Annotated in this window: 19 protein-coding genes; 7 read left to right on the top strand and 12 right to left on the bottom strand. The window is 59.2% G+C overall.

Annotated elements, in window-relative coordinates:
* Positions 1 to 270 precede the first annotated feature (270 nt).
* The 3 genes from HGP31_RS17735 to HGP31_RS17745 all read right to left on the bottom strand — a co-directional run bounded on the left by HGP31_RS17735 (position 271) and on the right by HGP31_RS17745 (position 4,659).
* Positions 271 to 1,554 carry an NAD(P)/FAD-dependent oxidoreductase gene (locus HGP31_RS17735; RefSeq protein ID WP_168758311.1) on the bottom strand — a complete coding sequence of 428 codons (1,284 nt, stop codon included), beginning with the start codon at positions 1,552 to 1,554 and terminating at the stop codon, positions 271 to 273.
* Positions 1,555 to 1,610: 56 nt separating this feature from the next.
* The gene (locus HGP31_RS17740; RefSeq protein WP_110755178.1) at positions 1,611 to 3,101 is read right to left on the bottom strand and encodes an aldehyde dehydrogenase; all 1,491 of its coding nucleotides are present in this window, start codon (positions 3,099 to 3,101) and stop codon (positions 1,611 to 1,613) included.
* Positions 3,102 to 3,282: 181 nt separating this feature from the next.
* Positions 3,283 to 4,659, bottom strand: coding sequence for a glutamine synthetase family protein (locus tag HGP31_RS17745; RefSeq protein ID WP_083349274.1), 1,377 nt, complete (start codon positions 4,657 to 4,659; stop codon positions 3,283 to 3,285).
* 280 nt (positions 4,660 to 4,939) lie between these two features.
* Here HGP31_RS17745 and HGP31_RS17750 point away from each other — a divergent pair, with 280 nt between their 5' ends.
* From HGP31_RS17750 to HGP31_RS17770, 5 genes are all read left to right on the top strand, one after another.
* On the top strand, positions 4,940 to 5,701 hold the full coding sequence (locus HGP31_RS17750) for a gamma-glutamyl-gamma-aminobutyrate hydrolase family protein (RefSeq protein ID WP_033044669.1): 762 nt from the start codon (positions 4,940 to 4,942) through the stop codon (positions 5,699 to 5,701).
* Positions 5,702 to 6,036: 335 nt separating this feature from the next.
* Positions 6,037 to 7,179, top strand: coding sequence for a polyamine ABC transporter ATP-binding protein (potA, locus tag HGP31_RS17755; protein WP_110755180.1), 1,143 nt, complete (start codon positions 6,037 to 6,039; stop codon positions 7,177 to 7,179).
* A gap of 29 nt (positions 7,180 to 7,208) precedes the next feature.
* Entirely contained in the window at positions 7,209 to 8,090 is an 882-nt protein-coding gene (locus HGP31_RS17760) for an ABC transporter permease subunit (RefSeq protein WP_162831853.1), read from the top strand.
* Positions 8,087 to 8,971, top strand: coding sequence for an ABC transporter permease subunit (locus tag HGP31_RS17765; RefSeq protein WP_020798439.1), 885 nt, complete (start codon positions 8,087 to 8,089; stop codon positions 8,969 to 8,971). Before HGP31_RS17760 ends, HGP31_RS17765 begins: the two co-directional genes overlap by 4 nt.
* Positions 8,972 to 9,128: 157 nt before the next feature.
* Positions 9,129 to 10,226 (top strand): polyamine ABC transporter substrate-binding protein, encoded by a 1,098-nt coding sequence (locus HGP31_RS17770; RefSeq protein WP_020798437.1) that lies wholly within the window; start codon positions 9,129 to 9,131, stop codon positions 10,224 to 10,226.
* A 282-nt stretch (positions 10,227 to 10,508) separates the two neighbouring features.
* On the opposite strand, the gene thpR is transcribed toward HGP31_RS17770, so the two are convergent.
* Positions 10,509 to 11,054 carry an RNA 2',3'-cyclic phosphodiesterase gene (gene thpR / locus HGP31_RS17775; RefSeq protein WP_168758312.1) on the bottom strand — a complete coding sequence of 182 codons (546 nt, stop codon included), beginning with the start codon at positions 11,052 to 11,054 and terminating at the stop codon, positions 10,509 to 10,511.
* A gap of 110 nt (positions 11,055 to 11,164) precedes the next feature.
* Here thpR and HGP31_RS17780 point away from each other — a divergent pair, with 110 nt between their 5' ends.
* Entirely contained in the window at positions 11,165 to 11,359 is a 195-nt protein-coding gene (locus HGP31_RS17780) for a hypothetical protein (RefSeq protein ID WP_020798434.1), read from the top strand.
* A 14-nt stretch (positions 11,360 to 11,373) separates the two neighbouring features.
* On the opposite strand, the gene HGP31_RS17785 is transcribed toward HGP31_RS17780, so the two are convergent.
* Both HGP31_RS17785 and HGP31_RS17790 read right to left on the bottom strand, forming a co-directional pair.
* The gene (locus HGP31_RS17785; protein WP_020798433.1) at positions 11,374 to 11,727 is read right to left on the bottom strand and encodes a DUF1428 domain-containing protein; all 354 of its coding nucleotides are present in this window, start codon (positions 11,725 to 11,727) and stop codon (positions 11,374 to 11,376) included.
* A gap of 15 nt (positions 11,728 to 11,742) precedes the next feature.
* On the bottom strand, positions 11,743 to 12,807 hold the full coding sequence (locus HGP31_RS17790; protein WP_020798432.1) for a hypothetical protein: 1,065 nt from the start codon (positions 12,805 to 12,807) through the stop codon (positions 11,743 to 11,745).
* A 436-nt stretch (positions 12,808 to 13,243) separates the two neighbouring features.
* Between HGP31_RS17790 and HGP31_RS17795 the strand changes: the two genes are divergently transcribed.
* Positions 13,244 to 13,504: a hypothetical protein gene (locus HGP31_RS17795; protein WP_020798431.1), complete on the top strand. Its 261-nt coding sequence runs from the start codon at positions 13,244 to 13,246 to the stop codon at positions 13,502 to 13,504.
* On the opposite strand, the gene HGP31_RS17800 is transcribed toward HGP31_RS17795, so the two are convergent.
* From HGP31_RS17800 to HGP31_RS17825, 6 genes are all read right to left on the bottom strand, one after another.
* Complete coding sequence (locus HGP31_RS17800; RefSeq protein WP_168759191.1) at positions 13,476 to 14,423, bottom strand: NAD-dependent epimerase/dehydratase family protein; 948 nt, start codon at positions 14,421 to 14,423, stop codon at positions 13,476 to 13,478. The two genes, HGP31_RS17795 and HGP31_RS17800, sit on opposite strands and share 29 nt — an antisense overlap.
* Positions 14,424 to 14,425: 2 nt before the next feature.
* Positions 14,426 to 15,550, bottom strand: coding sequence for an HlyD family secretion protein (locus tag HGP31_RS17805; RefSeq protein ID WP_168758313.1), 1,125 nt, complete (start codon positions 15,548 to 15,550; stop codon positions 14,426 to 14,428).
* Positions 15,551 to 15,556: 6 nt separating this feature from the next.
* Positions 15,557 to 16,399, bottom strand: coding sequence for a hypothetical protein (locus HGP31_RS17810; protein WP_020798428.1), 843 nt, complete (start codon positions 16,397 to 16,399; stop codon positions 15,557 to 15,559).
* Between the two features lies 1 nt (position 16,400).
* On the bottom strand, positions 16,401 to 17,729 hold the full coding sequence (locus HGP31_RS17815) for a glycosyltransferase family 2 protein (protein WP_033039616.1): 1,329 nt from the start codon (positions 17,727 to 17,729) through the stop codon (positions 16,401 to 16,403).
* Positions 17,726 to 19,030 carry a TackOD1 domain-containing metal-binding protein gene (locus HGP31_RS17820; RefSeq protein WP_240963491.1) on the bottom strand — a complete coding sequence of 435 codons (1,305 nt, stop codon included), beginning with the start codon at positions 19,028 to 19,030 and terminating at the stop codon, positions 17,726 to 17,728. The genes HGP31_RS17815 and HGP31_RS17820 overlap by 4 nt, the downstream gene beginning before the upstream one ends.
* A 604-nt stretch (positions 19,031 to 19,634) precedes the next feature.
* On the bottom strand, positions 19,635 to 20,528 hold the full coding sequence (locus HGP31_RS17825; protein WP_168758314.1) for a LysR family transcriptional regulator: 894 nt from the start codon (positions 20,526 to 20,528) through the stop codon (positions 19,635 to 19,637).
* Positions 20,529 to 20,537: the final 9 nt, after the last annotated feature.

Raw genomic sequence — 20,537 nt, forward strand, 5'->3', positions numbered from 1 at the left:
GCCTTATGTGCTTGGTACGCAAGGGTAATGGGGGTGGAGAGCAGGCGTAGATCGCGCCGTTTTCCGGTCCCGGAAACGTGAAAGGCGGCTATTAAATCACGTTTGTGGGTGTTGCTGTAGGAGCTGCCGCAGGCTGCGATCTTTTGATCTTTGATCGTCAAAAGCAAGATCAAACGATCGCAGCCTGCGGCTGCTCCTACAGGGGTACGTGGTGTTTCAGGTAAAAAAGCCGGCAGTACCTGATTGGGGTGCCTGCCGGTGAGGTAAAGTCTAGATGCCGAAACGGTCGCGCAGCGAGTAGTACACGGCGCCGAGGGCGGTCAACGGAGCCGAGAAGGTGCGCCCGCCGATCATCGGCATGTGCGGCAAGGATGCAAACGCGTCGAAACGCTCGGCGTCGCCACGAATCATTTCCGAGATGAGCTTGCCGGCCAGGTGCGAGCACGTAACGCCGTGACCACTGTAGCCCTGCATGTAGTAGGCGTTTTTCTCGATACGGCCGAATTGCGGCATGCGCGACATGGTCAGCAGGAAGTTGCCGGTCCAGCGGTAGTCGATCTTCACATCCTTCAACTGCGGGAAGGTCTTGAGGATCTTCGGGCGGATCAGTTGTTCGATGTCGTCCGGCTCACGGGCGCCGTAGACCACGCCACCGCCGTAGAGCAGGCGGTTGTCGCGGGTCAGGCGGTAGTAGTCGAGCAGGTAGTTGCAGTCTTCGACGCAGTAGTTGTTGGTGATCAGGCTGCGGGCAACTTTTTCCGGCAGCGGTTCAGTCACAACGATCTGCGAACCGCACGGCATGCTCTTGCTGGTCACGCGATTGTCCAGGCCCTGCGGCAGGTAGGCGTTACCAGCGATCAGCAGGTACTTGGCCTTTACCACGCCTTTGGCGGTGCGCACGGTGATCGGCTCGCCGTAGGTGATTTCCACCGCCGCCGACTGCTCGTAGATCTTGCCGCCCAGGCCGATGATCGCCGAGGCTTCGCCGAGGGCCAGGTTCAGCGGGTGAATGTGGCCGCCCTGCATGTCCAGCAGGCCACCGACGTAGGCATTGGAACCCACTTCGCGCTTGATGTCGGCAGCGTCGAGCATTGTCAGGTTCTTGTTGCCGTAGCGTTCCCAGCTCTTCTTCTGCTCGGCCAGGCCCTTGAGTTGCTTTTTGTTCATCGCCGCGAAGATGCCACCGGGACGGTAGTCGCACTGGATGTCGTAGTGCTGTATGCGCTGACGAATGATGTCCGCACCTTCGAAGATCATGCTGCCGAGGATTTCGGCGGTCTTGTCGCCGTAGCGCTCTTCGATGACATCGACGTCGCGGCTGTAGGAGTTGACCAGTTGCCCGCCGTTGCGACCGCTGGCGCCGAAGCCGACCTTGGCCGCTTCGAGCACGGTGACGCTGTAGCCCGCTTCGGCGAGGAACAGCGCCGAGGACAGGCCGGTGTAGCCGGCGCCGATCACGCAGATATCGCAGTCAACCGCCCCTTCCAGTACCGGGAAATCGCCGGTGAAGTTGCGGGTGGCGGCGTAGTAGCTATTAACATGTGCTTGTTTCATAGGTTTCTCCGATGGGCACCGGCAAGAGGCCGGTGACCGTCGCTTTTTTATAGGTCTTAGAGCTTGATCCAGGTCGCCTTGAGTTCGGTGTACTTGTCGAACGCGTGCAGCGATTTGTCCCGACCGTTACCCGACTGCTTGAACCCGCCGAACGGCGCGGTCATGTCGCCGCCGTCGTACTGGTTGACCCAGACGCTGCCGGCACGCAGGCCACGGGCGAAGGTGTGGGCCTTGCTCAGGTTGCTGGTCCACACGCCGGCGGCCAGGCCGAAGATGCTGTCGTTGGCGATCGCCAGGGCTTCTTCAGCGGTGTCGAAGGTGATGACCGACAGCACCGGGCCGAAAATTTCTTCCCGGGCGATGGTCATGGCGTTGGTCACGCCGTCGAAAACCGCCGGCTCCACGTACAGGCCACCGGTTTCTTCGAGGGTGCGCTGGCCGCCCGCGATCAACTCGGCGCCCTGCTCCCTGCCGATATCGATGTAGCGCAATACGTTGTCCAGTTGACGCTGGTCGACGACCGCGCCGACGGTGGTCGACGGATCAAGTGCATGCCCCGGCTTCCAGGCTTGCAGGGCTTCCACCAACAATGGCATGAACTGCTCGCGGATCGAACGCTCCACCAGCAAGCGCGAACCGGCGGTGCAGACTTCGCCCTGGTTGAAGGCAATGCCGCTGGCTGCCGCTTGTGCCGCCGCGCGCAGGTCCGGTGCATCGGCGAACACCACGTTCGGGCTTTTGCCCCCCGCTTCTGCCCAGACGCGTTTCATGTTGCTTTGCCCGGCGTAGATCATCAGTTGCTTGGCAATCGCCGTGGAGCCGGTGAAGGCCAGCACGTCGACGTCCATGTGCAACGCCAGCGCCTTGCCGACGGTGTGACCGTAGCCCGGCAAGACGTTGAAAACACCTTTCGGGATGCCCGCTTCCAGTGCCAGCTGCGCGATGCGAATGGCCGTCAGCGGCGACTTTTCCGAAGGCTTGAGGATGAACGAGTTACCAGCCGCCAGGGCCGGGGCGAATTTCCAGCTGGCCATGATCAGCGGGAAGTTCCAGGGCACGATGGCCGCGACCACGCCGGCCGGTTCGCGCGTCACCAGGCCAAGCTGATCGCGGGGCGTGGCAGCGACTTCGTCGTAGATCTTGTCGATGGCTTCGGCGGTCCAGCGAATCGCGTTGGCGGTCGCCGGAATGTCGACGTTCATCGAGTCGCTGATCGGCTTGCCCATGTCGAGGGTCTCAAGCAGCGCGAGCTCTTCCTGGTTGGCCAGGATCAAGTCGGCGAAGCGGATCAGCACGCGTTTGCGCTCGGCCGGAGCCAGGTTGGCCCAGACGCCGGATTCGAAGGTGCGACGGGCAACGGCGACGGCGGCGTTGGCATCGGCTTCGTCGGTGCTGGCCACATTCGCCAGGAAACGACCGTCCACCGGGCTGATGCATTCGAACGTGGCGCCGCTGGCGGCCGCGCAGTACTGGCCGTCGATGAAGGCGCGGCTTTCGATGTTGAGGGACTGGAAGCGTTGCTCCCAGTCGCTGCGAGTGATTGTCATGGTTGTGACTCGACGCAGGGGAATATGTAGTCGAACTGACCGGTCATCCAAGGATTTGAAAGACGGTCCCCTGTGGGAGCGAGCCTGCTCGCGAAAGCGGTGTGTCAGACAACATCAATGCTGACTGAACCGCCGCCTTCGCGAGCAGGCTCGCTCCCACAGTTGATCGGCGTGATCCGTCTTAAACGGTATGCAGGTACCAGTTGTACTCAAGGTCGGAGATGGAGTTCTCGAACTCGGCCAGCTCGCTTTCCTTGCACGCCACGAACACGTCGATGTACATCGGGTCGATATAACGGGCCATGACTTCGCTGTCGTCCAGCTCGCGCAGGGCATCGCGCAGGTTGTTCGGCAGGCTCTGCTCGTTCTGTTCGTAGCTGTTGCCTTCCACCGGGGCGCCAGGCTCGATCTGGTTGGTCAGGCCGTGGTGCACGCCGGCCAAAACCGAAGCCATCAACAGGTACGGGTTGGCGTCGGCACCGGCCACGCGGTGCTCGATGCGCACGGCGTCCGGTGAACCGGTCGGCACGCGAACCGCTACGGTACGGTTGTCGACGCCCCAGCTCGGCGAGTTCGGCACGTAGAACTGCGCGCCGAAACGACGGTAAGAGTTGACGTTCGGGCAGAGGAACGCCATCTGCGCTGGCAGGGTCTCGAGCACACCGCCGATCGCGTGACGCAGCGCGGCGTTCTGCTCGGGATCCTCGCTGGCAAAGATGTTGTTGCCTTCCTTGTCGAGAATCGAAATGTGTACGTGCAGACCGTTACCCGCCTGGCCTGGATACGGCTTGGCCATGAACGTGGTGTCCATCTCGTGGTCGTAGGCGATGTTTTTCACCAGACGCTTGAGCAGCACCGCGTAATCGCAAGCCTTTATAGGATCGGCCACGTGGTGCAGGTTGACTTCGAACTGCGCCGGGGCGCTTTCCTTGACGATGGCGTCAGCCGGGATGCCCTGCTCTTTCGCGCCTTCGAGGATGTCCTGCAAGCAGTCGACGTATTCGTCGAGGTCGTCGATCAGGTACACCTGGGTCGACATCGGACGCTTGCCGGACACCGGCGAACGCGGCGACTGTGGACGACCGTTCACGTTGTCCTGGTCGATCAGGTAGAACTCCAGTTCGAACGCGGCGCAGATGGTCAGGCCCATGTCGTCGAACTTGCGCACCACATTTGCCAACACTTCCCGCGGGTCGGCGAAGAACGGCTGGCCTTCGAGCTCGTGCATGGTCATCAGCAGTTGCGCGGTTGGGCGCTTCTGCCATGGCTCGATGCTCAGGGTGCCAGGGATCGGATAGCAGATCCGGTCGGAGTCGCCGATGTCCAGGCCCAGGCCGGTGCTTTCCACCGTGGAGCCATTGATGTCCAGCGCAAACAGGGACGCTGGCAGGTTGATGCCTTTCTCGTAAACCTTATGAAGACTGGTGCGTTCGATGCGCTTGCCGCGCACCACACCGTTCATATCCGCAATCAGAAGGTCGACGTACAAAACCTCAGGATATTTCTTAAGGAATGCGTTTGCTTCGTTGAGTTGAACGGTACGCAGAGGGACCGACATGATGCACCTATTAGCTGTTAATTATTATGTTCACCGCCCTTTCACGTAGCCAGTCAATCCGAAAGGCAAAGTGAAGTCAATAGCGAACACTCAGCCTTTAAGCGTTTATTTTCGGGCCTCTCAGAGGCACGAGAGTGCCAGATCATCCTTGAAACACGCGTAAATCCTCGTCTTCAGACGTGCGGCGTTTAGAATTTTTTACATGAGAGTTGTTAATTAAAATCAACAAGGCTAAGCTCCAGAAAAGCTCGTTCAAGTGTGAAACTTCGAGGTGATAAAAATGGCATTCAAGCCATTGATCGGCGTTACTGCATGCGTCAAACAGATTGGCCTGCACCCCTACCACGTCAGCGGTGACAAGTACTTGCGTGCTGTCAGCGTTGCCGCGCTGGGACTGCCCGTGGTCATTCCTTCCCTGGGCGACCTGACCGAAATCGAAGACCTGCTACCGCAGCTCGACGGTCTGTTGCTGACCGGCTCGCCGTCGAATGTGGAGCCCTTCCACTATCAAGGCCCCGCCAGCGCTCCCGGCACCGAACACGATCCCCAGCGGGATCAAACCACCCTTCCCCTGATTCGCGCGGCGATTGCCGCTGGCGTTCCGGTGCTCGGCATCTGCCGCGGCTTTCAGGAGATGAACGTGGCGTTCGGTGGCAGCCTGCATCAGAAGGTCCATGAGCTGCCGGGATTGCTCGATCATCGTGAAGCCGACCATCCCGACCTCGCGGTGCAATACGCTCCGGCGCACGCCGTCGATGTGCAGCCCGGTGGCGTGTTCCAGGCGATGGACCTGCCCCCGCAGTTCCAGGTCAATTCGATTCACAGCCAGGGCATCGACCGGCTCGCGCCTGGCCTGCGCGCCGAAGCACTCGCGCCGGACGGCTTGATCGAAGCGGTCTCGGTGGAGCACAGCAAGGCCTTTGCCCTCGGCGTGCAATGGCACCCGGAATGGCAGGTTCTTGAAAACCCGCCCTACCTGAGAATTTTCCAGGCGTTTGGTGACGCGTGCCGACAACGGGCGGCGCTTCGTAACTCGCGCTGACGTCATAAAAGATCAATCAATTTACTGCCCCCGTGGGTCTGGCGGGTGCGCTTGCGCGCATCCGTGACTCACGACAACAACACACTGCAATAACAACAAGTACCGCAGCCAGGAAGGCGGCACCGGATAAACCCGGACGGGGCATCCAGCGCAATCCCCTGTAGGAGCTGGCGAAGCCTGCGATCTTTTGATCTTGATTTTGAAAAGCAAAGTCAAAAGATCGCAGGCTTCGCCAGCTCCTACAGGGATCGCGACCCACTGACCGCTCGGGTTTGCAATCAACTATTAAGCCAGGCCGCGTTGGCCCGGCGAACGAAACCTGTTGGGAGTTTCACATGGCAAACGCCTCCAGCATCTACAGGAAGGCTCTTGAAGGTCACCAGGCACCGAAAAAGGTGTTGGTGAAAGTCGACCGCGTCACCAAGAAGTTCGACGAGACCACCGCAGTGGACGATGTGTCCCTGGAAATCCATCAGGGTGAAATCTTTGCCCTGCTCGGTGGTTCCGGTTCCGGTAAATCGACGCTGCTGCGCATGCTCGCCGGCTTCGAGCGCCCGACTGAAGGGCGCATCCTGCTCGACGGCGTGGACATCACCGACATGCCGCCGTACGAGCGGCCGATCAACATGATGTTCCAGTCCTATGCCCTGTTCCCGCACATGACCGTGGCGCAGAACATCGCCTTCGGCCTCAAGCAGGACCGGTTGCCCGCCAGTGAAATCGATGCCCGCGTCGAAGAAATGCTGCGCCTGGTGCACATGACCCAGTACGCCAGGCGCAAGCCGCATCAGTTGTCCGGCGGCCAGCGTCAGCGCGTGGCATTGGCCCGCTCCCTGGCCAAACGTCCAAAGCTGTTGCTGCTCGACGAGCCGATGGGCGCGCTGGATAAAAAACTGCGTTCGCAAATGCAGCTGGAGTTGGTCGAGATCATCGAGCGCGTCGGCGTGACCTGCGTCATGGTGACCCACGACCAGGAAGAAGCCATGACCATGGCCCAGCGCATTGCGATCATGCACCTGGGCTGGATCGCCCAGATCGGCAGCCCGGTGGACATCTATGAAGCGCCAGTCAGCCGCATGGTCTGCGAATTCATCGGCAACGTGAACGCTTTCGAAGGCACCGTGGTGGAAGATCTGGAAGGTCACGCGATCATTCACAGCACGGATCTGGAGCAGAAGATCTACGTCGGTCACGGCGTCAGCACCTCGGTGCAGGACAAGTCGATCACCTACGCCATTCGCCCGGAAAAACTGCTGGTCAGCACCACCAAGCCCGACACCCGCTACAACTGGTCCAGCGGCACCGTGCATGACATCGCCTACCTCGGCGGCCACTCGGTGTTCTACGTCAAGCTGCCTGGCGGCAAGGTCGTGCAATCGTTCATGGCCAACGCCGAACGCCGTGGCGCACGTCCGACCTGGGACGATCAGGTCTACGTGTGGTGGGAAGACGACAGCGGCGTGGTACTGCGCGCATGAGAACCTTCAATCAGCAATTCCTGCGCCTGGTGCCCAGCGGACGAAAACTGGTCATCGGCATTCCGTTCCTGTGGCTGTGCCTGTTCTTCATGCTGCCGTTCTTTTTGGTGATGAAGATCAGCTTCTCGGAAGCAGCCCTGGCCATTCCGCCCTACTCGGAGATCTACACCTACGCCGAGCAGAAATTCAATCTGCTGCTCAACATCGGCAACTACACGTTGCTGGGCGAAGATGAGCTGTACCTCTCGGCATACCTCGGTTCGTTGAAGGTTGCGCTGTTCAGTACGCTGATGTGCCTGGTGATCGGTTTTCCGATGGCCTATGCCATTACCAAGGCAAGCAAGGAAGCACAGAACGTGCTGATGCTGCTGATCATGATGCCGACCTGGACCGCGATCCTGATCCGCGTGTATGCGTGGATGGGCATCCTCAGCAACAACGGCCTGCTCAACGGCTTTTTGATGTGGATCGGGCTGACCGATCACCCGATCGAGATCCTCAACACCAACACCGCCGTCTACATCGGCGTGGTGTATGCGTATCTGCCGTTCATGATCCTGCCGCTGTACGCCAACCTGGTCAAACACGACCAGAGCCTGCTGGAAGCGGCTTCGGACCTGGGTTCGAGCACCTTCAACAGCTTCTGGAAAATCACCGTGCCGCTGGCCAAGAACGGCATCATCGCCGGGTGCATGCTGGTGTTCATTCCAGTGGTCGGTGAGTTCGTGATTCCGGAGCTGTTGGGCGGTCCCGAGACCCTGATGATCGGCCGAGTGCTGTGGCAGGAGTTTTTCAATAACCGCGACTGGCCGGTGGCGTCCGCCCTGGCGGTGGTGATGCTGTTGATTCTGATCGTGCCGATTCTGCTGTTCAACCGCAGCCAGGCCAAAGAGATGGAGGCACGGGGATGAAACGCTTCGGATTTTCAAAGTTCATGCTGGTTTTCGGCCTGTCGTTTATCTACCTGCCGATGCTGATCCTGGTGATCTACTCGTTCAACGCCTCCAAGCTGGTGACGGTGTGGGGTGGCTGGTCGTTCAAGTGGTACGCCGGCCTGCTCGACAACTCGCAACTGATGGGCTCGGTGGTGCGTTCGCTGGAAATCGCCTGCTACACCGCGATTGCCGCGGTGGCGCTGGGGACATTGGCTGCATTCGTGCTGACCCGCGTCACGCGCTTCAAGGGCCGCACGCTGTTCGGTGGCCTGGTGACCGCGCCGCTGGTGATGCCGGAAGTGATCACCGGTCTGTCGCTGTTGCTGCTGTTCGTGGCCATGGCGCAAATGATCGGCTGGCCGATGGAGCGTGGCATCGTGACGATCTGGATCGCCCACACCACGTTTTGTGCCGCCTACGTGGCAGTGGTAGTCTCCGCGCGCCTTCGCGAGCTGGACCTGTCCATCGAAGAAGCGGCCATGGACCTGGGTGCGAAACCGTTCAAGGTGTTCTTCCTGATCACCATCCCGATGATCGCGCCGTCACTGGCGGCCGGCGGCATGATGTCGTTTGCCCTGTCGCTGGATGACCTGGTACTGGCGAGCTTCGTCTCGGGCCCGGGTTCCACCACCCTGCCGATGGAAGTGTTCTCGGCGGTGCGCCTGGGCGTGAAGCCGGAGATCAACGCCGTGGCCAGCCTGATCCTGTTGGCTGTGTCGATCGTGACCTTCATGGTCTGGTACTTCAGCCGCCGCGCCGAAGCCAGCCGTAAACGGGCGATCCAGGAAGCGATGGACCAGACTGCCAGCGAATCCTGGCAACAACCGAAAAAGCAAATGGTCGGAGCAACGGCCTAGCACCACTCCCTGTAGGAGCGAGCATGCTCGCGATGGACGTCAACGATGGCTTGGGCAATCTGAATGAACGCGTTGTCCTTGAGTTTTTCGTCGGAACGCCGCCCGGAGCAGGCTCGCTCCTACAAGGATTTGAATAAGAAAAGAAATGGAGTTGTACATGAAAATGTTTGGCAGGACTCTGCTGACACTGTCCTTATTGGGCGTGATCGCCTCGGGCGCCCAGGCCAATGACAAGGTTCTGCGCGTCTATAACTGGTCGGATTACATTGCCCCGGACACCGTCAAGAAGTTCGAAGACGAGACCGGCATCCGCGTGACCTACGATGTCTTCGACAGTAACGAAACCCTTGAAGCTCGCTTGCTGGCGGGCAAGTCCGGCTACGACATCGTCGTGCCGTCCAACAGTTTCCTGGCCAAGCAGATCAAGGCCGGGGTCTATCAGGAGCTGGACAAGTCGAAGCTGCCCAACTGGCAGAACCTCAATCCGGTGCTGCTGAAAAACGCCTCCGCCAGCGACCCGGACAACGCCCACGCCTTCCCGTACATGTGGGGCTCGATCGGCATCGGCTTCAACCCGCAGAAGGTCAAGGATGTGCTTGGCGCCAACGCCCCGACCAACTCCTGGGACCTGCTGTTCAAACCGGAAAATGCTGAAAAACTCAAAGCCTGCGGCATCAGTTTCCTCGACTCGCCCACCGAGATGATCCCGGCCGCCCTTCACTACCTGGGCTACCCGGTGAACGACAAGGACAAGGCGCACATCGCCGAAGCCGAAGCACTGTTCATGAAAATCCGCCCATCGGTGGCGTACTTCCATTCCTCGAAGTACATCTCGGACCTGGCCAACGGCAACATCTGCGTGGCCGTCGGTTACTCCGGCGATGTGCTGCAGGCCAAGGCTCGCGCCCAGGAAGCCGGGGACAAGGTGAAGATCGACTACAGCATCCCGAAAGAAGGCGCCGGCAGTTTCTACGACATGGTCGCCATCCCGCGCGATGCCGCCAACGTCGAGAACGCCTACCTGTTCATGAACTTCCTGATGCGCCCGGACATCATCGCCGAGATCACCAACAACATCGGCTACAGCAACGCCAATGCGGCCGCAACGCCGTTGGTGGATGAGGCGATTCGCAATGAGCCGGGTTCGTATCCGCCCGAAGCGGTGATGGCAACCTTGTATGCCATCCCTGACCAGCCGATTGCGGTACAGCGGATCATGACCCGGGGTTGGACCAAGGTGAAACTCGGCCAGTAATTCACTGCACATAAGTGTTGAACTTGATGCCGCTTTCGCGAGCAGGCTCGCTCCCACAATGGAATACGTCCCCCTGTGGGAGCGAGCCTGCTCGCGAAGAGGCCATAACATTCAACCTGGATTTCAGCTTTAGCTTTTCTATTCATGCAGCGCCTTACCACCGCTGCATCCCTCACCTGGCTCCTCGGTTAAGGTGAAGTTTGGCGCCCTCGGGCGCCTTTTTTTGTGATCGTTCCCACGCTCTGCGTGGGAATGCAGTCCGGGACGCTCCGCGTTCCAGCTTTAAGTCACCCCCCCCCCCAACGGCCATTCGGCCAGCGCCCGGTAACGGCCCTTGTGCGATTCGAACAACGCGAAGCGATCAGCACGCAGGACAAACTCGGGTGGCGTGGGAGACTCCGGCACCGGCGCCCGATAGTCTCGAGCCAAGGTCAAGTGCGGGCGAAATTCCCGTGGTGCATCCTCAAGGCCAAAGGGCAACAGGGCCTGCTCCAGGTCATACACCAGCCGCAACAACGCGGGCGATGCCTGCTCGGGTGCCAACACCAAGACCCCTGCCCTGCGCCAGACGTCGAGTCGATCGAGCTCCACGGTCAAGCGTTCGCCCGACGTTCGTACAGACGCGGCAGCCGTGCAGATATCGGCAATCTGCGCGATCGCGACCGCCCCCAGAAACTTCAAGGTCAGATGAAAGTTCTCGACCGGCACCGCACGTCCGCTGCGCAGTTGCAAGGCGCTGCGCCACTGGGCGATGGCCTTGCGTTGCGCCGGCGCGCAGCCGAGCGCGAAAAACAAGCGCTTGAACGGCTCATGGGTTTCGTCATTCATGCCAGATATCTCTGCCGGAAATAACCTGAGTCTACAACCTGCAAGGCCGCTTCTGGCGTCTGCCGGCATGCAAGTTATAGTTGATGCAGGCGAACCAACCGGAGGGAAGCATGCGACAGATCCTCAGTAAGGAACCCTGGTGGGCCACCCCCCCAGAACCCGGTCAGGATGAACTCAAGCTGGAATGGGGCTGGCTGGTGCATTACAGCGAAGGCGAGCCGCGCTTCGAGTTTGTCCGCGAGCGACCGTCCGATGACGAAATCCGCAACCGCAAGAGTTGCCGTATCACCCCGGCGGCGGAGTGATCCGGCGGTTCGGATCAAGCCTTCACGATCATTTCGAAACCGCCGAAGATCATCCTTTGACCATCGAATGGCATGGGATTGACGTCCGGTTGCACCCGCGGATCGCTCATCAGTTTCGCCATCCCGGCGTCACGCGTGGGCTTGTCCGGCCAGACGATCCAGGAAAACACCACGGTTTCGTTCTCTTTGAGTTTCACCGCCATGGGAAACGAGGTCACCTTGCCGTCAGGCACGTCGTCACCCCAACACTCGGCGAGGCTGAGCGCGCCGTTCTCGATGAAAATGGCAGCGGCCATCTCGGCGTGCTTGCGGAATTTTTCGCGGTTGGCGGTGGGTACGGCAATGACAAAGCCATCAACATAGGACATGAGGTTCTCCTTGGGTCATGGGTTGATCTGTTGATTAGTCGACTGGGTCGGGCTCCAATCGACAGACCCTGGGTCCGTACCGACCGACGGTTGGGCGCTTTGCGCCAGGCTCCCCTCTATCTGCGAGGCCATGTACAAGGTGCCCGCCATCACACCGGTGGTCGGGTTCTGCAGCAGCTTGGTCCAGGCCTTGTCGAACGTGTTGCCCAGGCTGCTGCGGATCAACGCTTCGCTGTCCGGTCGATCGTTGGCCTGGATGATCGCCCGAACGCCCGCGACGCCGACGGAAATCAACGCGCCGGCCAACTTGCCGGCTGCCGCCGCTACCGCACTGGCCGCCCCACGCGGGGCCATCTCGGCTTCGATGCGTTGACTGGCGCGCTTGGCCACCGGTGCCATGGCGGTGTCCGTCGAGCCCACACCCTTGTCGCCACCGGCCTTGTGGACCTTGTCGACCAGCGCGGCGTACGCCGGCAACGCGCTCAACTGCTCAGCATGCACCACCTGGTACAGCGAGGCGTCCCTGGCGGGCGGCGGCCCGAGGGCAATCGCGGGAACTTTGCGGATGCGACCATTGAGCTGCGCCATCGGCACGCCATGACGTTGGGAAATTTTCTGCAGTTCTTCCTTCATTATGTCCAGGTAGAACGCCGCTGCCAGGGTGAGAATCGCATCCGGATCCACCTCAAGCGCCGCCGGAGCCAGCACCTTTTCCTGGTACTTCTCCAGCAGATACGCTGCCAGGCGTTTCTCCGTGGCATCCTGCTCGCCCTTGGCACTGATGGTGTACCAACTGACCTTCATCGATAGCCATTCCTGGGTCCAGTAACTGCTGAACCAAGGAATGAAATTTTCTTCGGTCAGCTGATAGACCCGGGTGCGCCAGTAATCCATGGCGCCGTGGGCGTAGATTTTTGCCTGCTCGGTGGCCGACTGCGACGCATCGATAATTTCCCGGTCCACTTGCTGCCAGGTACTTGGAGAAATCATGATCTGCGGCACTTCTACCGGGGCAGGCGGAGCCGTGACGCATCCCGCCAACACTACCAGCACGGCGACGATCAGCGAACGCAGGTTCAAGATCGCGGTTCCTGAAGTGTAAGCCGAACGGGAGGTTCGGCGCTCTGAGGCCCCTGGTTTGAGTATAGGTGGCGGCGGGTAGCCGCTCAGGATTGATGGTGCTCTTGAGGCTGCCATCGTGGGCAAGCCCGCTCCCACAATGGTTACAGGTGTACACAACAATCGTGTTCCAACCCGATCCCCTGTAGGAGCGGGCTTGCCCGCGATGGGGCCATCAGAAACACCCACAACATCAGACCATCACTCCCATCGATATTCACCATCGCCACGATTGCCTTCCGCCCACGCACCGTCAGCGTAGGATCAGTTCCAACCCAACACAAAACCCTGTAGCGGAGGGTAGAACCATGCTGATCCATCTCCTGACCTGCCTGGCCCTGACGGCCTTCACGTTAAGCGTATTCGGCTGGTTCTTTCTCTCTGAGGAGCGCACGTCATGATCACCAACGTCACCTTGGCCGTGAGCTTTCCGGTGTTCGGCAACAACTACTACTCGCAGCAATTCGAGTCTCGTAAAGTATTGACCCTGATGTTCGACGAAAAATTCGAGGCACTGCTGATTCCGGCAGCCGGTCATCACTTCAGTAACGAAGTGATCGGGCTCAACGATCAGTTCCGCTTTCTCAATGACGTATTGGCCGAGCATTTGCTGGCAACCGAAGTCGCCTCTAGCGCCCGCCGGCATCAATACTTCTGAGAAGCTGACCCAGCCCCTCTGCAAAACAGGTCGGTTTTTCCAACGAAAAATGCCTCAGCAATCGACTGTTGTCGGCGAGAGAGTGCCTGATGTCACCGGATCGCGGCGCATCGTAGGCCAGCGAAAGCGGCCAACCCAGCAGTTCGCCCAGCATCGTCGCCAGATCGTTCAAGCTGGTGGAGCGGTTAAACCCGACATTGATCGGTTCATTACGCGGTTTTGATTCAGTGACCGCCTGTACCAGGATCTTGACCAGGTCATTGACATAGACGAAGTCCCTTGTTTGCTCCCCATCACCATAAACGGTGATGGGGAGTTTTTTTTGTGCCCGTTCGCTGAAAATACTGATGACGCCGGAATAAGGCGACGAAGGATCCTGGCGCGGTCCATAAATATTGAAGAAGCGCAGGATGACCGGTTCCAGTCCGTGCTGGCGGCGATAGAAATCAAGGAAGTATTCGCTGGCCAGTTTGTCGGCGGCGTACGGCGTCAGGGGATTTTTTGGTGTGTCTTCACTGATCGCGGTGCCTTCGCCGTTGTTGCCGTAAATCGCTGCACTGGAGGCGTAGACCACCCGCCTTACACCTGCCTGGCGCATGGCTTCACAGATATTGAGCGTACCGATGAAGTTGCTCTGGTGCGTGGCGATCGGGTCATCGACCGAGGCCTGCACCGAGGCGACTGCGGCCAGATGGACCACCGCGGTGCAGTCTTTCATGGCGCGCGCTACCGTCGAGGCATCGGCGACATCCCCCACTACCAAGGTCAAATGACAACGATCAATCGGCAGGTTGGATAATTTCCCGGTGGAAAGATCATCCAGGACTCGAACGCTGTAGCCGTATTCGAGCAGGGCTTCGACAAGGTGCGAGCCGATGAAGCCGGCGCCACCGGTGACCAGGATTCGCTCAGCAGTCATCATCATTGAGCCTCCGATACGCGGGTGCTGGGGTTTTGTGGTCGATCCATTGCAATCAAGTCCCCTAATTGGTTGATGAACTCACGGCTGTCACTGAGCAATTGTGGCCAATCAGTGGGAAAACGAACATTCAACGGCAATTGATCAATGCGCCAACGAGGCGACAGCGGCTGATCAAACCGCGCGGCGACCTGCAAGCCCATTTCGCTGGCTGCGAACGGCCCGCGCAATACTGTTGGCGTGCGACCCGCGCTGTCGACTGCCTGGACCACATGAGCGCTCAACCACTCGCCGTCCGGCATGCGTACCCGCAGCGGTTGACCAATCGCGGCGTAGCTGATGTTCAACGGTTCCAGATAAATCCACAGCAGCGGGTCTTCCAGTCGCTCGATGCGCATCAGCAATGTGCCAGCACCAACGTTCTCGCCGGGATTGACCAGTACTTCCGCCACGCGTCCACTTTGCGCGGCGTTGATCGGTAGCGCGGCAAGGCGAGTCTTCAACCACTGTTGCTCGGCCTGCTGTTGGATAACATCGCGCTCAACGCTCAACGGCGCCTGGTTAGCCAATTGTTCACGGCGCTCGAATGCCAGCAGGTCCGCCCTGAAACCGTCGAGTTCTGATTTGGCCGTCAACACTTCACCGGGAGACACAGCACCTCGATAAACCAGGTCTTCGAGCACCTTCACCCGTTCCTGGGCGCGGCCTATGCGGGTCTGCAGCAATGCCCGTTCGCTGCCGCCCAATTTGATATTGCGCGCAGGCTTGGTATTGGTCGGCATGGCCGCCAGTTGCGATAACCTGGCGCGCCATTCCGGGTTGTCGAGATTGACCAGGGGCTGGTCAGCCCGGACCTGATCACCGGCCTTGACGAACAGTTGCTCGACCCGACCGGTATCACGCGCACGCACCTCAAGAATCGGCAGGCGCAACTGTGCCGGCGCGTCGATCATCAGCATGCCGTAGACCAGCTTGCCTCCCAGCCAGATCAACGGGCTGGCGACCAGCAGCAGGATCAGGTACCAGCGCACGCGAAAGGCCATGCGTTTGCCTGGCGCGTAGAGCACGGTCAAACCCTGTTCCTGAGTCGGACGCAGTTCTTTACGACTATCGAAACGAATCTTCATGACGGCTCACCGTTTTGGAAAGTCTCGCCAGGCTTGCCAGTCGATGCCGGCAATCCCCAGGGGTTGCAGTTGCTCACGCCAGACACTGCTCTGGTGTTGCAACTGTTCGGTCGACGCGCCGGCCCAGGATTCCGTGGCATCCAGTTGTGGCTCCGTGCTTTGGGCGAGGCGAAATTGCAGTTCGGGCCAGCGCCGGGCTATCTGCTCTGCCATCCGAGCGCTGTTTTTTGGGTTGCGGGTGTAAATCATCAGGCTGACCTGGCGCACACCGGCGGCGGGAAGCCCGCATGGCACGCAGGTTTGTCCGGGCTTGGTCTCGGCGAACCAGCGATGATGGCTGGAAATCTCGACCGGCCAAGGGCTCTCTCGGGATGCCGCGCGCAAGGTATCGAGCAAGTCCTTCAAACGCTGGTCAGGCACAGGCACGCCCAACTGCTCGACCTCCAGGTCAAGGTGCAGGCTGGTGAATGAAAGCCCTTTGAGTTTGTCCAGCAGCTCGGTGAGCTGGTGGCGCTCCTGCGGCTTCATCCATTCAGGATCGCCCAGCAACAGGCTCACTTGCAGCCCCTCGCCGGCTGCCTCCTGCAGCAATTGCTCAAGGCGCTGGCGCGTCGTGGCGAGGTCCTCCAACTGCGCGCCCTTGAGGCCAAGATAAATCTTGTCCATTCCGGCTCTGCGCAGGGCCGTCAATTCTGCCGCGCGATGATCGGGATCGAGCAATACCTCGCTGTCCCAGACATAACTGGCCTGGGACCATTTTTGTGCCTGTGCCGCTTCAAGCGTCATGGGTTGTACCGCCAGCAACACCGTGGGCATCCACAGCGACGCGGCCAGAATTATCGATCGCATGTCAAAACCTCGTGGCACGTTTAAGCACCCACCATGGCGCCATCGAGCTTTCTTCATGGCCGCGACGAAACATCTCGTTGAGCATGGCCACGACGCTCCAGCACCGCAGGAGCAGCATGAACATCGGGAACAGAGGCACCAGCAACCCCAGCACCATGTCCTGTCGAGGCCGGTCGGAGACCATCACCAGCATGGCTGCGAACATCAGCAGGGTGATCAACAGGTACAGCAGGTAGATCAGCGCAAACAGGAACAACAGCGTCTTGCCCGGCAGGATGAACAGCGCCAGCAAGGTATAAATGAAGATGACAAACGGCAGCACCAACTGGAAGAAAAAGCCCGTGATCAGGATCATCACAAAGGTGGGCCAGCCCAATAATGTGGGGCTGATATTGTGGTTGTGCTTTCTGATATAGAGAAAAAACAGGTCGCCATCCCAGCGCAAGCGCTGCATCAGAAACTGGCTCAGCGTCGCCGGTGCATCGGTATGTCCTACCGCTTCGGGCTCGAACGGAATCCTCAGGTCATGCCGCTTGAAGTAACTCTTGATGCGCAACGTCAGGTCCAGATCCTCCGCGGTGTGCGTGTTCCAGCCACCGATTTTCACCAGGAAACTGCGACGGAACGCGCCAAAGGCCCCGGAAACGTTATTGACCAGGTTCCATTCGGCCAGACCGATTTTCGACATATGGATCGACAGCAGGTACTCCAGCGCCTGCATCGCTGTCACCCAGGAACCCCAGACATTGCGCACACGCAGGCTACCGGCTACCGCAGGCACCTTAGGGTCCTCGAAATGCCGCACGATGGAAGCGACCATGTTGTTGTCGAAGGATGTATCGCCATCGAGCGCCATCACGATTTCGCCGCCGGCAAGCGACAGGCCGGCGTTGAGGGACGACACCCTGCCACCCCTCTGCCATTTGGCGATCGGCCGTAAATGGCGCTTGGGGTATAACTGCGGGTCTACATGGAAATTGCGAACGGCGCTGAGTGTGGCCTGGTTCACCGTGGCGCCATCCACCACCGGGATCATCTCGATGTGGCCGCCATAGGTTTGCTCACACAGGCTCAACAGCGTGGTCTGAACGTCCATGCCCTCGCTGTAGCAGGTAATGATGCAAGAGACCTTGGGTCGGTAAATACTGATCTTCGGAACACTGGTACGCCGACGGGTGAACCAACGCAATACGCCCAGCAACACGATGATGATCATGGGCAGTTCGAACAGGATGAACGCTGGAAAAAGCATGTAGAACAAGCGGCTCAATCCATCCGGCCCTGCGAGCGCGCTGAGTGCACTCAAGAGTTGCTCCAGGAATGGGCTCATGCCGTGTCACCCAGCTCACCGGCCATACGCGCCAGTAACAGCTCGCCATCTTCTTGATCGAGTAGATCCCGGGGTGCAGTGATACTGATGACACGCAAGGTAATGTCGCTGACCTCCGGCGCTGAAAACAATTCGGCGACCCGACCCAAGCGGCGCTTGACGACTTCCAGCCCCTTCTCGTCGGTATGGGGAAGCATGATCCAGAAGAATTCTTCGGTACTGCGCGAGCAACGGTCCGTTTCCCTGACAGATTCCTGCAATCGATCGGCCACACTATCTATAAAGGCATGGCCGCGTTGTTCGCCCAGGTGCGACAACGCACCGGCAAGGTTGACGAAGCGCAGGCCGATCAGTGAAAACTCAGGCACAGGGTGGCGACGCACGATCTGCATCTGCCAGGTCAGCAAATCATAGAAGTCCTTGCCACCTAACAGACTGAGCCGACCGAAATGCTCAACCGTCTTTTCACTGAACTCCTGGCGGCAGCGGAATCGCCCGGCCTCGGACAGGCGCAGATCCCTGACTTCCCGTATGCGCAACTTGTCGGGTGTGTGTGACAGGCCGCAATCCAGGCAGCGCGCCTGCACCTCGGCATCGACAAAAAACGCCTGACACGACCGGCAACGATAATTCTCCATCGGGCGGTCGTAATCGCTACCAATGTGGCGCAGCCGGTTCAAACAGTTGGGGCACAGCAACACCCCGTCCTTGAGAAATGACTCCTGTGCGCCAACATGACCACAGGTAAAACAATGCAATGAAGGTTGCCGTGCAATGTCCATGGCGTGACATTCGGTACACACATCAATGTAATTGAGGCGGCCCGAACCACAATCCGAACAGAGCCGGACGCGATCCACCAGAACCCCCTCTTCCAGCCAGTCCTGTTGCACCATCAGGCTGAGCCAGACGAACGCGTTGACCTGCTCGCTGTCTGCCAGGGCGTCCAGCAACGGATAACGATAGTGCTGAGGCACCTCCGGATCGCGTAAGGCAAGCAACTGAGCGCCTTCGCGCAACCACAGCCAGGAAAGCACCCGGCTTTCGAAACGTTCGGGGGCCGAGCCATGTTCGAACAGCCGGAAGCGTTCCTGCCACACGCTCCAGAGCCTTTTTATTTCGCTAGTCTCGACGGGACACGCGCCATCGCCCAAGGCTTCACACCAGCCATCCTGATCACGGCAGCAGAAAATCAGCGTGTAGCGGTAAGGGGCAAGCGTGCGCAATTTTCGTAGCACTTTGCCAGCATACGCGGCTGGCATGTCCAGTAACACCACATCAAATGCTTCGGCAGCCAGCAAGCTGCCCAGATCGGTAAAGTGCTCAAGCTCTGGAAGATTCAGGCTCGGAACTCTGTTACCGAATATCGCAACCCTGGGGTTTGAAGTCGGCATGACGCACGTCCTCTACAAACAGACAAGTGCGGTTAATTGGAGGAAGGAACACTAGCATCACATTTGCGAAGTGTCCGATTTTATTGTTCAAGTTATTTTTTGACTCGGCCAGCGCCAAAAATTCGTCGCCATTCGTCGATAAATTCTGACGCGGCATTCATGAGACAGACGGCGCCTTCAATACAAACAAATTATTACAAAAAACGTTTTAAATCAAAAATTTAAACATTGTAATTAAGAAAAAGCCCTATCAATCAAAACTACCGGTGAGCATCGAACATTGATAGCTTCAAGCGCCCCAATTGCAACTGAGAGACTCTTCCAATTACTCAGAATAACTTCCCAACACACTATGATCCACGAATACCGCAAACAATCTTATAAGTTCAAAGTTTTTTATATCATCGAAGCCGAGACATATAACCAAACCAAAACATATCCGCAAACAGTTACAACAATGATACAGCCATTACTTTAATATCAAATCAGGTAAATACAAGTGAATCGGTAGTTAATCAAAAGTACAAACTTCCCGCAGACAGCCACGCAGCCATCGATGCACTGGATCGGCATTCAGTCGGGGATGCCAGATCATGGCCAGGGAAAATGGAGGCAGTGACAATGGCAGTGCAAAGCTGTGCATACCGCACCGCAGATTGGCAGTATGCCGCTCGGGCACACTGGCAATCAGATCGCTCGATCGGGCAAGTGCCAGTGCCGTCGAGAAGCCGGCGACCATGGTCGCGATGTGCCGTTGCAACCCGAGCAGTTCCAGGGCTTCGTCAATCGCCCCCTTGTCCAGTCCTCGCCGTGACACGCTGATGTGGTCGTGCGCGGCAAAACGCGCGGGCGTTATCTCGCCATCGCACAGCGGGTGCCCCGTGCGCACCACGCCGATGAAACGATCGCGGAACAATCCCTGGGTAAGCAGTTCCGGGCTTGCGGCCTGGCCCACCACACCCGTTTCCAGATCGACCGTACCGTCGCGCAGTGCAGCGCTGTCCTTGTCGGGCTTGTGCATGAAGCGCAGGCGTATGCCCGGCGCTTGTTCAGCGACGCGGGCGATCAGCGCGGTGCCGAAGTTTTCGACAAAGCCTTCGCTGGTGCGCAACGTGAATGTGCGCACCAAGTGCATGAGGTCAGGTTGCTCGGCCGGGCGCAGCATCGCTTCTGCCTCCTGCACAAGCTGACCGACCCGCTCGCGCAACTCCAGCGCACGCGGTGTAGGCACCAGGCCACGCCCGGCCCTGACCAGCAGCGGATCGCCAGTGGTTTCACGCAGTCGCGCCAGGGCCCTGCTCATCGCCGATGGACTCAGGCGCAGGCGCTTGGCGGCACGGGCGACGCTGCCTTCTGCCAGGAGCGCATCAAGGGTAGTCAGCAAGTTGAGATCGGGTGTGGACATACGTGGCCC

The sequence above is a fragment of the Pseudomonas umsongensis genome (assembly GCF_012647205.1).
Classification (GTDB): Bacteria; Pseudomonadota; Gammaproteobacteria; order Pseudomonadales; family Pseudomonadaceae; genus Aquipseudomonas; species Aquipseudomonas umsongensis.

Coding starts and splice junctions, on each gene's coding strand:
- HGP31_RS17785 (WP_020798433.1), bottom strand. CDS start 11,727: ATGTCCTATGTTGATGGCTTTGTCATTGCCGTACCCACCGCCAACCGC.
- HGP31_RS17815 (WP_033039616.1), bottom strand. CDS start 17,729: ATGAGCCCATTCCTGGAGCAACTCTTGAGTGCACTCAGCGCGCTCGCA.
- HGP31_RS17800 (WP_168759191.1), bottom strand. CDS start 14,423: ATGACTGCTGAGCGAATCCTGGTCACCGGTGGCGCCGGCTTCATCGGC.
- HGP31_RS17735 (WP_168758311.1), bottom strand. CDS start 1,554: ATGAAACAAGCACATGTTAATAGCTACTACGCCGCCACCCGCAACTTC.
- HGP31_RS17745 (WP_083349274.1), bottom strand. CDS start 4,659: ATGTCGGTCCCTCTGCGTACCGTTCAACTCAACGAAGCAAACGCATTC.
- HGP31_RS17805 (WP_168758313.1), bottom strand. CDS start 15,550: ATGAAGATTCGTTTCGATAGTCGTAAAGAACTGCGTCCGACTCAGGAA.
- HGP31_RS17810 (WP_020798428.1), bottom strand. CDS start 16,399: ATGCGATCGATAATTCTGGCCGCGTCGCTGTGGATGCCCACGGTGTTG.
- HGP31_RS17825 (WP_168758314.1), bottom strand. CDS start 20,528: ATGTCCACACCCGATCTCAACTTGCTGACTACCCTTGATGCGCTCCTG.
- HGP31_RS17765 (WP_020798439.1), top strand. CDS start 8,087: ATGAAACGCTTCGGATTTTCAAAGTTCATGCTGGTTTTCGGCCTGTCG.
- HGP31_RS17750 (WP_033044669.1), top strand. CDS start 4,940: ATGGCATTCAAGCCATTGATCGGCGTTACTGCATGCGTCAAACAGATT.
- HGP31_RS17795 (WP_020798431.1), top strand. CDS start 13,244: ATGATCACCAACGTCACCTTGGCCGTGAGCTTTCCGGTGTTCGGCAAC.
- HGP31_RS17780 (WP_020798434.1), top strand. CDS start 11,165: ATGCGACAGATCCTCAGTAAGGAACCCTGGTGGGCCACCCCCCCAGAA.
- thpR (WP_168758312.1), bottom strand. CDS start 11,054: ATGAATGACGAAACCCATGAGCCGTTCAAGCGCTTGTTTTTCGCGCTC.
- HGP31_RS17740 (WP_110755178.1), bottom strand. CDS start 3,101: ATGACAATCACTCGCAGCGACTGGGAGCAACGCTTCCAGTCCCTCAAC.
- potA (WP_110755180.1), top strand. CDS start 6,037: ATGGCAAACGCCTCCAGCATCTACAGGAAGGCTCTTGAAGGTCACCAG.
- HGP31_RS17770 (WP_020798437.1), top strand. CDS start 9,129: ATGAAAATGTTTGGCAGGACTCTGCTGACACTGTCCTTATTGGGCGTG.